Source organism: Nonomuraea sp. NPDC049486 (assembly GCF_040676925.1).
Classification (GTDB): Bacteria; Actinomycetota; Actinomycetes; order Streptosporangiales; family Streptosporangiaceae; genus Nonomuraea; species Nonomuraea ferruginea.
This window is the reverse complement of the sequence record NZ_JBFAPV010000016.1, coordinates 47,000-59,414: the sequence shown is the minus strand read 5'-3', so window position 1 is coordinate 59,414 and position 12,415 is coordinate 47,000. Positions and strand designations below refer to the sequence as shown.

13 protein-coding genes are annotated in these 12,415 nt (G+C 72.8%); 5 read left to right on the top strand and 8 right to left on the bottom strand.

The window, feature by feature from the left end:
• Positions 1-22 precede the first annotated feature (22 nt).
• Genes AB0K05_RS35795 through AB0K05_RS35765 form a run of 7 tightly spaced genes read right to left on the bottom strand, consistent with a single transcriptional unit; the run spans position 23 to position 7,493 of the window.
• The gene (locus AB0K05_RS35795) at positions 23-1,372 is read right to left on the bottom strand and encodes a P1 family peptidase (protein ID WP_364235211.1); all 1,350 of its coding nucleotides are present in this window, start codon (positions 1,370-1,372) and stop codon (positions 23-25) included.
• Positions 1,369-2,550, bottom strand: coding sequence for a M20 family metallopeptidase (locus AB0K05_RS35790; protein WP_364235208.1), 1,182 nt, complete (start codon positions 2,548-2,550; stop codon positions 1,369-1,371). The genes AB0K05_RS35795 and AB0K05_RS35790 overlap by 4 nt, the downstream gene beginning before the upstream one ends.
• Entirely contained in the window at positions 2,547-3,347 is an 801-nt protein-coding gene (locus AB0K05_RS35785; protein WP_364235206.1) for an ATP-binding cassette domain-containing protein, read from the bottom strand. The genes AB0K05_RS35790 and AB0K05_RS35785 overlap by 4 nt, the downstream gene beginning before the upstream one ends.
• Positions 3,310-4,230, bottom strand: a complete 921-nt coding sequence (locus AB0K05_RS35780; protein ID WP_364235204.1) for an ABC transporter ATP-binding protein — start codon at positions 4,228-4,230, stop codon at positions 3,310-3,312. Before AB0K05_RS35780 ends, AB0K05_RS35785 begins: the two co-directional genes overlap by 38 nt.
• On the bottom strand, positions 4,217-5,050 hold the full coding sequence (locus AB0K05_RS35775) for an ABC transporter permease (RefSeq protein ID WP_219549119.1): 834 nt from the start codon (positions 5,048-5,050) through the stop codon (positions 4,217-4,219). The genes AB0K05_RS35780 and AB0K05_RS35775 overlap by 14 nt, the downstream gene beginning before the upstream one ends.
• The gene (locus AB0K05_RS35770; RefSeq protein WP_148032126.1) at positions 5,047-5,994 is read right to left on the bottom strand and encodes an ABC transporter permease; all 948 of its coding nucleotides are present in this window, start codon (positions 5,992-5,994) and stop codon (positions 5,047-5,049) included. The genes AB0K05_RS35775 and AB0K05_RS35770 overlap by 4 nt, the downstream gene beginning before the upstream one ends.
• On the bottom strand, positions 5,991-7,493 hold the full coding sequence (locus AB0K05_RS35765) for an ABC transporter substrate-binding protein (RefSeq protein ID WP_148032127.1): 1,503 nt from the start codon (positions 7,491-7,493) through the stop codon (positions 5,991-5,993). Before AB0K05_RS35765 ends, AB0K05_RS35770 begins: the two co-directional genes overlap by 4 nt.
• Positions 7,494-7,579: 86 nt before the next feature.
• On the opposite strand from AB0K05_RS35765, the gene AB0K05_RS35760 reads away from it, so the two are divergent.
• The 5 genes from AB0K05_RS35760 (at position 7,580) to AB0K05_RS35740 (ending at position 11,895) form a co-directional block, all read left to right on the top strand.
• Positions 7,580-8,335, top strand: a complete 756-nt coding sequence (locus AB0K05_RS35760; protein ID WP_148032128.1) for a FadR/GntR family transcriptional regulator — start codon at positions 7,580-7,582, stop codon at positions 8,333-8,335.
• A gap of 46 nt (positions 8,336-8,381) precedes the next feature.
• A complete protein-coding gene (locus tag AB0K05_RS35755; protein WP_364235201.1) occupies positions 8,382-9,332 on the top strand; it encodes an adenylate/guanylate cyclase domain-containing protein in 951 nt (316 codons plus the stop codon).
• Positions 9,333-9,422: 90 nt separating this feature from the next.
• A complete protein-coding gene (locus AB0K05_RS35750; RefSeq protein WP_148032129.1) occupies positions 9,423-9,890 on the top strand; it encodes a SigE family RNA polymerase sigma factor in 468 nt (155 codons plus the stop codon).
• Positions 9,887-10,891, top strand: coding sequence for a hypothetical protein (locus AB0K05_RS35745; RefSeq protein WP_364235198.1), 1,005 nt, complete (start codon positions 9,887-9,889; stop codon positions 10,889-10,891). The genes AB0K05_RS35750 and AB0K05_RS35745 overlap by 4 nt, the downstream gene beginning before the upstream one ends.
• A gap of 35 nt (positions 10,892-10,926) precedes the next feature.
• The gene (locus AB0K05_RS35740) at positions 10,927-11,895 is read left to right on the top strand and encodes an MsnO8 family LLM class oxidoreductase (protein ID WP_364235195.1); all 969 of its coding nucleotides are present in this window, start codon (positions 10,927-10,929) and stop codon (positions 11,893-11,895) included.
• A 41-nt stretch (positions 11,896-11,936) separates the two neighbouring features.
• On the opposite strand, the gene AB0K05_RS35735 is transcribed toward AB0K05_RS35740, so the two are convergent.
• Complete coding sequence (locus AB0K05_RS35735) at positions 11,937-12,188, bottom strand: hypothetical protein (protein WP_148032132.1); 252 nt, start codon at positions 12,186-12,188, stop codon at positions 11,937-11,939.
• Positions 12,189-12,415 lie beyond the last annotated feature (227 nt).

Sequence of the window (12,415 nt, the reverse complement as noted above, 5' to 3'; positions counted from 1 at the left end):
CTTTGATCCCCCTTGGTGTGCTTCATGACGTACGCATCGCGCTCGGGAACACGTCGAGATAGGCCGGCGCGCCCTCCCTGCCGGTGGCGGCCAGCACGGCGTGCGCCACGGCCCGGCTGAACACGTCGGCCCCGGCGGCGAGCAGGTCGTGCAGCTCGGCCCCCGGCGGTTCGTCCTCCCCGGCCCGCTCCCCGAACACCCGCTGCTCGCCGCCCGGCTCGGGCAGGGCGCAGGTGGCGACGGCGAAGATCGTGTCGCCGTCGACCATGGTGTGCGCGGGACGGATGGCGCGGGCCAGGCCGTCGTGCGCGACCGCGGCCAGCTTGGCGCACTGCGCCTTGGTCAGCGTCAGGTCGGTGGCGACGACGCCGATCGTGGTGTTCAGCGAGGTCACCCCGGACGGCCGCCACGCGGCGGTCTCCTCGGCGCTCGGCTCCCGCAGGTGGTCGAACTCGCCGGGCAGCCCGTACCTGGCCCCGGCCAGGGCGCCGCTTCCTGGATCGAGCACCGACCCGGCGGCGTTCACCACAGCCAGCGCGGCGACGGTGGCCCCGGAGGGCAGGACCACGCTCGCGGTCCCCACCCCGCCGGCCAGCCCTCCGGCCACCGCACCCGCGCCCGCGCCGACGGACCCGCTCACATGCCCCGCCGCGCTCTCCCCGCACGCCCCTCCAGACGCGGCGCCCGCCTCGCCATCGGGGGCCGAGGCCGAGGTGAAGGAGCCCCGCGCGGACACAGCAGCGCCACCTGACGCGACGTACGGACCACCGGCGGGGCCGGCAGGCGCGACACCGCTCGTACCGGCCGGCTCGACGTCGGCGGCCGAGGAGGCGCGCGCGGAGGGAGAAGCGCCGGGCGCGGCGTGCAGGGTGCCGTGGCCCGTGACGGGGGCGGCCGGGCGGGCCGGCTTGACGCCGGTGGCCGGGGTCGCCGTGAGAGAGGGAGCGGGGTGGAGGGCGGCGTCGTGGGCGGCTTCGCCGAAGGCGGCGTCCGGGGTGGCGCGGAAGGCGCCGCCGCGGCCGAGGTCGTAGATGACGGCGGCGGGGACGATGGGGACGACGCCGCCCTCGACGGGGAAGCCCACGCCGGCGTCGGCGAGGCGGGACATGACGCCGCAGGCCGCGCTGAGGCCGTACGCGCTGCCGCCGGTCAGGACGATGGCGTGGACGCGTTCCACGAGGTTGCGCGGGTCGAGGAGCTCGGTCTCGCGGGTGCCGGGGGCGGCGCCGCGGACGTCGACCCCGGCGACCATGCCGCCCGAGGGGGCCAGCACGACGGTGGTGCCGGTCCGGTAGCCGCCGCCCGCCCTGTGGTGGTGGCCGACGCGCAGGCCGGCCACGTCCAGCAGGGAGTTGGTGGCACCCGGTGTCACGTCAGGTTCCGGGTGAGGAAGCGCCTGGCCGCCTCGGCGAACACGCGGGTGCAGCGGACGATCTCGTCCACCTCGACGTACTCGTCCGCCTGGTGGGCGATCCACTTGCCGCCCGGGCCGTACACGACGGACGGGACGCCGCCCCAGTGGGTCAGCACGGTGCCGTCGGTGGAGCCGGGGACGCCGCCGTAGACGGGCTCCTCGCCGGTGACGTCGCGGTGCGCGGCGGCCAGCGCGGCCACCACCGGGTCGGAGACGGGCACGTCCACCGGCGGCCGGTCCACCAGGATGCCCACCTCGGACGCGATCCCGTCCCAGGCGGCCAGCTCGGCCACCCGGCCGGCGACGTCCTGGTGGCCGACGCCGGGGATGGTGCGCACGTCGACGAACACAGAGGCGGTGGCGGGGATGACGTTGACCTGCTCCTCGCTGCCGGCCCGGACCACGGTCGGGGTCACGTACACCTCGCCGAGGTGCTCGTGGGCGGGGAAGCGCTTCTGCAGCTCGGCCTGGAGCTCGCGCAGGCCGGTGAGCAGCGCGCCGACGGCCTGGACGGGGTTGCGGCCGTGCTGCGGCATCGCGCCGTGCGCCATCTTGCCGGTGAAGTCGACGCGCAGCCGCAGCGCGCCCTTGGCGACGGCGCAGATCTCGCCGGCCTCGGGCTCTGCCACGATGGCGCCGTCCACGTCGGCGGCCAGGCCCTGGTCGACGAAGTGGTGGGCGCCGATCATGAGCCCTTCCTCGTCGGCCAGCGCGCACACCTTGATCCGTCCCGGGAACGGTCCAGCGAGCTGCAGCGCGCGGGTGGCGTAGAGCGTGGCGGCCAGGCCGGACTTCATGTCGGCGCTGCCGCGCCCCCACAGCTTGCCGTCGCGGATCTCGCCGCCGAACGGGTCCACGGTCCACTCCGACAGGTCGCCTTCGGTGACGACGTCGGTGTGGCCCTCGAACATCAGGGTGGGCCCGTCGCCGCCGCCGCCCTCGACCACGGCGACCACGTTCGGCCTGCCGGGGGCGGCCTCGTACACGACCGGCTCCCAGCCCCACTCGCGCATCCTGGCGGCCACCAGGTCGGCGGCGGGCTGCTCGTTGCGGCCGCGCGCCGGGTCGTTGGTGCTCGGGACGCGGACCAGCGCCCGGGTGAACTCGACGACGCCCTGCGCGTCCACTTCGATCACAGCAATCCCTCCAGGGTGGGTACGGCCTGCAGCAACGCCCGGGTGTAGGGGTGGCTCGGCTCGATCCAGATGTCGTCGACGGCGCCGGTCTCCACGATCTCACCGTCGTTCATGACGGCGACCGTCTCGCACACGTGGCGGACGACGGACAGGTCGTGCGAGACGAAGACGAGGGTGAGGCCGTGCTCGTCGACGAGGTCGGCCATCAGGTTGAGTATCTGCCCGCGTACGGACACGTCGAGCGCGCTGACGGGCTCGTCGGCGACGAGCACCTTGGGCCGGGGGGCGAGCGCGCGGGCGATGGCGATGCGCTGGCGCTGGCCGCCGGAGAACTGGTGCGGGTAGCGGTCGGCGGCGGCGGCGGGCAGCCCGACCTCGTCGAGCAGTTCGGCCACCCGGCCGCCGACGGGCTCGCCGAGCGCGACGAGCGGTTCGGCGACGAGGTCGCGGACGCGCATGCGCGGGTCGAGCGAGCTCATCGGGTCCTGGAACACGATCTGCAGGCTGTGGCGCAGGAAGCGCAGCCGCCGTTCGGGCAGGCCGGTGATCTCCTGGCCGTCGAACCGGATGGAGCCGGCGGTGGGCTTGTCGAGCCCGCACAGCAGCCGCAGCAGCGTGGACTTGCCGGAGCCGGACTCGCCGACGATGCCGAACCGCTCGCCCTTGTGCACGGTCAGCGACACGCCACGCAGTGCGTGCACGGCTCCGCCCGGCTTGGTGAGCGAGGTGCGGGGCCGTTGGTAGACGCGGGTGAGGTGGCTAATCTCGATCAGCGGGGTGCCAGCATGCGTGGGCATGGCCCTCTCCTGTCAGCGCCGGGACTTTCTCACACGTCACGTCGGCGTGCGGGCAACGGTTGCGGAAGACGCATCCGCCGGGGAACTGGCCTGCGGGCGGGACGCTGCCCTTGATCGTGGGCAGGCGGGTGCCGCGCGGCGTCAGCTTGGAGGCGGCCAGCAGGCCTTCGGTGTAGCGGTGGCGGGGCCTGGTGAACACCTCGCGGATCGGGCCGCTCTCCACGACGCGTCCCCCGTACATGACCAGGACGCGCTCGCAGACGGAGGCGACCACGGCCAGGTCGTGGGTGATGAACAGCAGTGCGGGCGCCACCTCGGCGATGAGGTCGAGCATCTGCTTCTGCACGGTGACGTCGAGCGCGGTGGTGGGCTCGTCGCAGATGAGCAGCTCGGGCTCGTTGGCGAGGGCGATGGCGAGCATGACGCGCTGGCGCTGGCCGCCGGAGAGCTGGTGCGGGTAGGCGCGCGCGACCTGTTCGGGGCTGGGCAGGCGGACCCGGCCGAGCAGCTCGACGGCGCGGGCGCGGGCCTGCTCGCGTGGCTTCCCGTGCAGGGTCATGACCTCGGCGACCTGGGCGCCGACCCGCATGAGCGGGTTGAGCGCGGTCATCGGCTCCTGGAACACCATGGACATGGCCCGGCCGCGCAGGTCCTTCAGCCGCGACTCGGGCACGCCGACCAGGTCGCGGTCGCGCAGGCGGGCCCGCCCGGCGGCGGTGACGCCCTCGGGCAGCAGGCCCATCAGCGACAGCGCGGTCAGCGACTTGCCGGAGCCGGACTCGCCGATGAGGCCGACCCGCTCGCCGGGCCCGATCCGGAACGACACGTCGTGCACGAGCTCGGCCGCGTGCGCCCGCACGGTGAGGCCCTCAACGCTCAGCACGGATCCTCCTGAGCTTGGGGTCGAGGTAGTCGCGCAGGCCGTCGCCGAGCAGGTTGAAGCCGAGCACGGCCAGCGCGATGGCCAGGCCGGGCCACAGGGCCAGGCGCGGCGTGGAGAACAGCAGTTCCTGCGACTCCTGCAGCATGCGCCCCCACGACGGGGTGGGCGGGCGGGTGCCGAAGCCGAGGAACGACAGCGCGGCCTCGGCCAGGATGGCGATGGCGAACGACACCGACGCCTGCACGATCAGCATCGAGCCGATGTTCGGCAGCACGTGCCGGAACGCCACGGGAAGGCGGCGGCGGCCGGCGGCGCGGGCGGCGAGGATGTAGTCGGTCACCATGACCTGCATGGTCGCGGCGCGGGCGACCCGGGCGAAGGCGGGCACCGTCGCCACCCCGATGGCGATCATCGCGGTGAGCGTGCCGGCCCCGTACACCGCGCCGAGCATGACGGCCAGCAGCAGCGCGGGGAACGCGAACACCAGGTCGTTGGCCCGCATGACGAGCTCCGACAGCCAGCGCCAGCGGGTCATGCCGGCGATCACGCCGAGCGGCGTGCCGATCAGCGCGGCGATGCCGACGGCCACGATGCCGACGTAGAGGGTGGTGCGCGCGCCCACCATGAGCTGGCTGAAGGTGTCGCGGCCGAACTTGTCGGCGCCCAGCAGGTAGCCGTCGCCGGGGCCGTGCAGTTTGTTGCCCGCGTCGACGAGCACCGGGTCGTGCGGCGTCCACACGAACGACACCAGCGCCATCGCCACGACCAGCCCGACGAGGACGGCGCCGCTGACGAGGCTCGCGTTCAGCCGGCCCTTCATCGTGCCCCCCGCAGCCGGGGGTCGAGCGCCGCGTAGGCCACGTCGACCAGGAAGTTGATCAGCAGGACGGCCAGCACCAGGACCATGACGACGCCCTGGACGAGCAGCAGGTCGCGGCCCGCGACGGCGTTCAGCAGCAGGTCGCCCAGGCCGGGGATGACGAACACCCGCTCCACCACGACCGCGCCGATGAGCAGCGTGGCCAGTTGCAGGCCGAGCACGGTCACCACCGGGACGGAGGCGTTGCGCAGCCCGTGCCGCCACAGCGCGCCCATCCGGCCGCGTCCCTTGGCGCGGGCGGTGCGCAGGAAGTCCTCGCGCATCACGTCCAGCACGGCGGAGCGGACGTAGCGGGTGAGCACCGCGCCCTGCACGAGTCCGAGCGACAGCCACGGCAGCAGCAGGCCGCGGAACCACTCGACGGGGTCCTCGGCCAGCGGCACGTAGCCGCCCGACGGCAGCACCTGGGCCTGCACCGCGAACACGAACACCAGCAGGATGCCCGCCAGGAACGCCGGAATCGCGATGCCCACCTGGCTGAAGGCGCTGATGGCGACGCCGAGCGGGTTGCGGTGGTGCACCGCGGCGAACGTGCCGGCCGGCACCGCGATCAGCAGGGCCACGAGCATGCCGCCGCCCACCAGCACGGCGGTGACGCCCAGCCGGTCGTTGATCTGCTCCCCGATCGGGGAGCTGGTCACGTACGAGGTGCCGAAGTCGCCGGTGGCCAGCCCGCCGAACCAGTCGAAGAACTGGGCCGCCGCCGGCCGGTCGGTGCCGAACTGCTCGCGCAGCTCGGCCACCGCCTCGGGGGTCGCGTTCACGCCCAGCGCCACCTCGGCGGGGTCGCCCGGCAGCACGGCCATGAACGAGAACACCAGCACACCGGCGACCGCGGCGCTCAGGACGAACACCGCGGCCCTCTTCAGCAGGTACAGGATCACTGCTTGGCGAGACCGGTGAAGTCGAAGGACTCGGAGATGGCGTTCTTCGGCAGGCCGGTCACGCCCTTCTTCGCCACGATCAGGTTCGGGAAGCCGAACAGGAAGTCGGCCGCGGCGTCCTCGGACAGCAGCTTGGCCGCCGCCTTGTAGTTGTCGGTCTGCTCCTGCTCGGTGCCCTCGTCGGCGGCGGCGAGCAGCTTGCCGAACTCGGGGTTGTCGTAGCGGAAGTAGTAGGACTTATCGGCGAAGATGCGGATGTCGCGGGGCTCGACGTGGTTGATGATCGACAGGTCGTAGTCGGCCTTGGTGAACACCGAGTCCAGCCAGCGGGCCGGGAACTCCAGCGGCTCGATCTCGGCGTTGATGCCGACCTGGGCCAGCTGCGACTTGACGACCTGCGCGCTGGCGACCGCGTACGGCAGGTTCGGGATGCGCATCTTCACGTCGTACGTCTTGCCGCCCAGCAGCTCCTTGGCCTTGGCGACGTCGTACGGGTAGTCGCCGGTGCGGTCCTCGTACCACGGGTCGGTCGGCGGCACCATCGAGCCGATCAGCTGGCCGCGCCCGGCCCAGGCGGTGTCGAGCAGCGCCTGGTGGTCGATGGCGTGGCGGACGGCCTGGCGCACCTTCTTGTCGTCGAACGGCGGCCGGCCGTTGTTCATGGACAGCACGACCTCGCCGTTGGTGGTGCCCTCGATGGTCTCGAACCGGTTGGGGTCGGCGAACTGCTGCAGCGACTCGGGCGCCTGGACCGCGGAGATGACGTCGATGCCGCCGGTCAGCAGCGCGTTGTTCATCGCCGTGGCGTCCTTGAAGTACTTCAGCGTCACGGACCCGATCTGCGGCTTGGTGCCCCAGTAGCCGTCGTTGGAGTCGAGGCGGATGTGGTCGCCGCGCCGCCACTCGCCCAGCTTGTACGGGCCGGTGCCGACAGGGGTGTTGGCCAGGTCGGAGACGCCGGTGCGGCTGAACATCGCGCCGAGCCGGGTGGCGATCGTGTAGAGGAAGCTGTTGCTCGGCTTGGAGAGCGTGACGACCGCGGTGGCGTCGTCCTTCTTCTCCACCTTCTCCACCACGTCGAGCTGGGAGGTGATCTTCAGCTTCCAGTCGCTCTTCAGCCGCTCGAACGAGAAGACCACGTCGTCGGCGGTGAAGGCCGCGCCGTTGGTGAACTTCACGTCCGGCCGCAGGGTGAAGGTGTAGGTCTTCAGATCGTCCGAGACCTCCCACTTCTCGGCCAGCAGCGGGACGATCTTGCCGTCCTGGTCGAGCTTGACCAGGCCCTCGTAGACGTTCACCAGCAGCGCCTGCGGGATGGCGGCGCCCTCGGTCGAGGTGAAGTCGAGGTTGGCCGGCTCGGCCACGAACCCGACCGACAACGTCTGCGCCTGGGGGGCCTGCTGCTCGCCGCCCGCGGTCTCGGATCCGCCGCCTCCGCCGCAGGCGGCGATGCTCAACAGGAGACCGCCCGCGGCGATCCAGGTCCCGATTCGCCTCATGTCCTTCAGCCTCCTGGCTAGTGCACTGGTCTGACCAGTAGGCTGCACATTGCCAGTCCGCTACGGCTCAGGTCAAGGGGGCTTCAATGGGTGGTCCACGGTTCGAGCCGGTGCGGACCGTACGCGCTTACGAGCGGATCGTGGAGCAGATCGAGGAGGCCGTCGAGACGGGGGCGCTCACGCCGGGCCAGCGGCTGCCGAGCGAGCGCGATCTCATGGCGCAGTTCTCGGTGAGCCGCTCCACGGTGCGTGAGGCGCTGCGCGTGCTGCAGGCGCGCGGGCTGGTCCAGTCGCGGCCCGGGGATCCCAACGGCGCCGAGGTGCAGCCGTTCTCGCCCGCCGCGCTGCACAAGTCGATGACCACGCTCGCCCGGGTGGACGAGCTGTCGCTGGGCGAGCTGGTGCAGTTCAGGATGGTGCTGGACGCGTCGGCCAACCTGCTCGCGGCGCGGCTGCGCACCGACGAGCAGCTCGCCGAGATGGACGCGGCCATCGAGCGGATGCGCCGGGCCGCCGAGGTCAGCTACGACGAGTTCAGCGCCGCCGACGTGGCCTTCCACGACGCGGTGGCGCGGGCCTCGCGCAACAAGCTCATCGAGATCAGCACCGGCGTGGTCCGGTCGATCGTGCTCAACCTGATAGCGGGCAAGATCGCCTCGTCGGACGACCGGGTGGCGCTCATGCGGCGCAGCATCCGGCACCACGAGGAGGTGCTCGACGCCGTGCGCGCCGGCGACGGGCCGCTGGCGGCCCGCCTGTCGCGGGAGACGATGTACGACTACTACGTCGACTACGTCCCGGCCGACGAGCGCCCCGCGCTGCGCGCACTGCTGGAAGAGTGAATGGTGCCGGCGGCGCAATCCGGGTAAAGAGTGTTATGTTGCAGCCGTGGCTGGGGAGGAGTCGGTGGCCGAGGCGTTCCTGCGCGAGCCCCGCCGCTACACCAGCCACCAGGTGGCCGAGATGGCAGGGGTGCCGGTCTACCGCGCGCGGCGGTTCTGGCGGGCGCTCGGCTTCGCGAACGTGGCCGACGACGCTGTGGAGTTCACCGACTCCGACGTCGAGGCGCTCAGGACCCTGCTCGGCATGGTCAGCGACGGCCTCTACGACGAGGAGCACATGCTACTGATCGCCCGCTCACTCGGGCGGGCGACGGCCCGGCTGGCCGAGTCGCAGGCCGAGCTGGGCGCCGAGGAGCTCGACCAGGCGGGGGTGCCGCTGGCCGAGCGGCCCAGGGCGTGGCGCCGGCGGGCCGAGCGGGTGGTGCCCGACCTGACCGGGCTGCTGGTCTACGCCTGGCGGCGCCAGCTCGCCGCCGCCGCGGGGCGGCTCGCGGTCCAGGACCTCAGCGCCGTACGGGTCACGGTCGGGTTCGCCGACCTGGTCGGGTTCACCAGGCTGAGCAGGCAGATCACCGAGACCGAGCTGGCCGCGCTGGTCGACAGGTTCGAGGGCCGCTCGGCCGACATCGTCACCTCCTACGGCGGCCGGGTGGTCAAGACGCTGGGCGACTCGGTGCTGTTCGTGGCGGACAAGTCGCATGTGGCCGCCGACATCGGGCTGCGGCTGGTGGAGACGCACGCCAAGGGCCGGGGCATGCCGGAGCTGCGGGTGGGCCTGGCGGCCGGGCCGGTGGTGTGGCGCATGGGCGACGTCTTCGGCACGACCGTCAACCTGGCCAGCCGCCTGACCGCGCTGGCCCTGCCGGGGACGATCCTGGCGGACCCGCAGGCGGCCGAGGAGCTGGAGGACAACCGGGCGTTCCAGCTGAGGGCGGTGGACCGGCTGTCGGTCCGGGGTCTCGGCGAGCTGGTCCCGTTCACCGTGACCCGCGCCTGAGCGCCGCCGGGCAACCGGGCCGTCGTCCCATCGCGTCTGTACCGTCAGCAACGCTCTGATGGGGAGGCGCATCCCGTGGCGGATAGAGCCATGTTTCAGGACTTCGTGGTGGCGCGGTCCGACCGGCTGTTACGCACCGCGTACCTGCTGACCGGCGACTGGGGCCTCGCCGAGGACCTGCTGCAGGAGTCGCTGACCAAGGCGTGGTTCGCCTGGCCGCGGGTGGACGAGCCGGAGCCGTACGTCCGCCGCGTCCTGGTCACCACCTACACCTCCTGGTGGCGCCGCAGGTGGCGGGCCGAGGTGCCCAGCGCGAGCCTGCCGGACTTCCCCGTACGGGATGACGACGCCGGGGAGCGGGCGGAGCTGTGGCGCGCGGTGCGCGGGCTGCCGGCCAGGCAGCGCGCGGTGATCGTGCTCCGCTTCTACGAGGACCTGCCGGTGGCCGAGGTGGCCGCGCTGCTCGGCTGCGGGACCGGCACCGTCAAGAGCCAGACGGCCAAGGCGCTGGCCAAGCTGCGGGTGAACGAGTCGATCATGAAGGAGCTGCGGTCATGACCGTTCAGGATCTCCGGGACGCGCTGCGCGAGCGGGCCGACGGACCTTCTCCGGCGAATCCGTCGCGCCACGAGCAGGTCCTGGCGCGCGTCCGCAGGGCCCGCCTGGGCAGACGGGTGACGGCAGGCGTGGCGGCGGGGGCGGCGGTGGCCGCCGCCGTGGTGCTGGGCGCGGCGGTCATGCCCGGCCCGGCGGCGCCGGAGACCACCGTCGCGGTGCGGCCGGCGGCGAAGCTGCCCGAGCGGTTCACCGCCCCGGACGGCACCGCGTACCGGCGCGTGGCGGTCACCACGATCAGGGCGGGCGGCGCGGACCGGGCGACGGTGCGGGTACCGGTCACCGGCGAGCGGCTCGACGTGGCGGCCGTGTGCGAGGGCGACCTCCAGGTGAACACCGGCGTGCGCGTCGCGGTCGACGGCCGCTCCAGCGGCCCCGGCCTCGGCCGCTGCTCGGCCAGGCGGGCGCTCCAGCCGCTCACGGTGCCCACCGGCGCCCGGGAGGTGAGCGTCACCTTCGACACGACCACCACCGGCACGGCCTGCGTGGTGCAGGGTGGGACGTGCCGGCCCGTGCCGCGGACCGAGGGCACCTGGACGCTGGGCGTCTACGCCTGGACGCCGCCGGACGCGCCCGTGCGGCCGGAGCCGGTCAAGGACCTGCCGGACAGGCTCGGCGGCCGGCCGCTCCTGGACTCGCGGACCGGGATGTGGCCGGCGGACGACACCGTGCGGTTCGAGTTCGACGCCACCGGTCGGTCCTTCGGCCTCGACCAGATCTGCGCCGGCGACCTCGCCGAGCGGCTCCGGTTCGAGATCACGGTCGACGGCGGGGTGGGCCACGGCAGCGGCTGCGGCGTGTGGCGGTCCGGCGCGTTCCCGACGGCGATGAGCGAGCATGAGGCGCGGCCCGGTGAGCGGGTCGTGGTGACCGCGAGGATCACCGTGGACGGCGGCCACCCCAACCGCCCCGTCCGCTGGTCGATCGGGCTCTACGGCGAGTAGGAACCATTTCCCGCCCGCCCTTGTTGCACCGGGATATGACACCGCTCTCGATCCTCGACCGTTCGCTGGTCCGGCAGGGGCAGTCGCCCGCGTCGGCGCTGCGCGACACCGTGCGCTTCGCCCGCGAGGCCGAAAAGCTCGGCTACCACCGGTTCTGGGTGTCGGAGCACCACAGCGTCCCCGGTGTGGCGGGGTCGGCGCCGACCGTGCTGGCGGCGGCCGTCGCGGCGGCCACCTCCCGCATCAGGGTGGGCACCGGCGGCGTGATGCTGCCCAACCACCGGCCGCTGGTGGTGGCCGAGCAGTTCGGCGTGCTGGAGTCGCTGCATCCGGGGCGGATCGACATGGGCCTGGGGCGGTCGGTGGGGTTCACCGGCGGCATCCGCAAGGCTCTCGGCCAGGGCAGGGAGGCCGCCGACGGCTTCTCCGGGCAGCTGGCGGAGCTGCTCGGCTTCTTCACCGGCGCCCAGGACGCGTACCCGGGGGTGCACGCGCTGCCTGCGGAGGGCCTGCGCCCGCAGGTGTTCGTCCTGGCCATGGGCGCGGGCGCGGACATCGCCGCCGCGCACGGCCTCCCCCTGGTGATCGGCGGCGGAGCCCCGGCAGGGGCCGCCGCCCGTTACCGGGCCGCGTTCCGGCCGTCGGAGTGGAGCGCGGCGCCGTACGTGATGGTGGCGGCGAACATCGCGGTCGGCGAGACCTCCGAGCAGGCGGCGCTGCTGCAGGTGCCGGAGGCGTGGTCGACGGCGCACTCGCGGGTCCGCGGCGTGTTCCCGCCGCTGCGCCCGCCGGGCGAGATCCTGCGGATGGACCTGCCGGAGCGCGAGCGCGCGCTGCTGGAGGACGCCCGCAAGGGCCAGATCAGCGGGACGGCGGACGAGGTCGCGACGCGGCTGCGCGACCTGGTGACGGTGACGGGCGCCGACGAGGTCCTGGTGACGATGAACACCTACGACCTGGACGACCGCCTGGAGTCGTACCGGCGGCTGGCCGCCCTGGCGTGAGAGATGGGCGCCGTCTTCGCGCCCATCTCACCGTACGGCCGTCAGCTGAGCTCCAGGATGAGCGCCAGCTGCGCGATGAGCACGACGGCGACCGTGCCGACGGCGGCCAGCGCGACGACCATGAGGGACGCGCGGAACAGCGCGGTGACGACCTTGCCGAGCCGGCGTACGGCCGAGATCACGGTCCAGCCGGCGAGGACGGCCAGGAGGTAGAGGAGGCCGCGGGCCATCGCGACGCCCTCAGGGCTGGCGATCGTTTCCATGAGTGCGGGAAGGGCAGAGGTGACGAACATGGTGGGGTCCCTGTGGTTCGGCATCGAGGGGCCTTGGAGCGTGCGGCACTCCGGGGAGTGACGCCTGTTCGTGAGGATGCTCGCCCGGGCGGCGCGGTCTCGCCGGAGGGTCTCTGATCGTCATCTGAATCCCCGTCTGAACTTCAGTAAATCTTCAGCCCCTGACTGAAGACTTGCCCTCCCTTTGATGCATTAATCCCTCTCCTGGGTAAGTCGTAGTGGATTAG

Bases quoted from the DNA above. Each gene is read 5' to 3' on its own strand.
- AB0K05_RS35735 (WP_148032132.1), bottom strand. From the start codon at position 12,188: ATGTTCGTCACCTCTGCCCTTCCCGCACTCATGGAAACGATCGCCAGC.
- AB0K05_RS35750 (WP_148032129.1), top strand. From the start codon at position 9,423: ATGTTTCAGGACTTCGTGGTGGCGCGGTCCGACCGGCTGTTACGCACC.
- AB0K05_RS35785 (WP_364235206.1), bottom strand. From the start codon at position 3,347: ATGCCCACGCATGCTGGCACCCCGCTGATCGAGATTAGCCACCTCACC.
- AB0K05_RS35740 (WP_364235195.1), top strand. From the start codon at position 10,927: ATGACACCGCTCTCGATCCTCGACCGTTCGCTGGTCCGGCAGGGGCAG.
- AB0K05_RS35760 (WP_148032128.1), top strand. From the start codon at position 7,580: ATGGGTGGTCCACGGTTCGAGCCGGTGCGGACCGTACGCGCTTACGAG.
- AB0K05_RS35745 (WP_364235198.1), top strand. From the start codon at position 9,887: ATGACCGTTCAGGATCTCCGGGACGCGCTGCGCGAGCGGGCCGACGGA.
- AB0K05_RS35765 (WP_148032127.1), bottom strand. From the start codon at position 7,493: ATGAGGCGAATCGGGACCTGGATCGCCGCGGGCGGTCTCCTGTTGAGC.
- AB0K05_RS35775 (WP_219549119.1), bottom strand. From the start codon at position 5,050: ATGAAGGGCCGGCTGAACGCGAGCCTCGTCAGCGGCGCCGTCCTCGTC.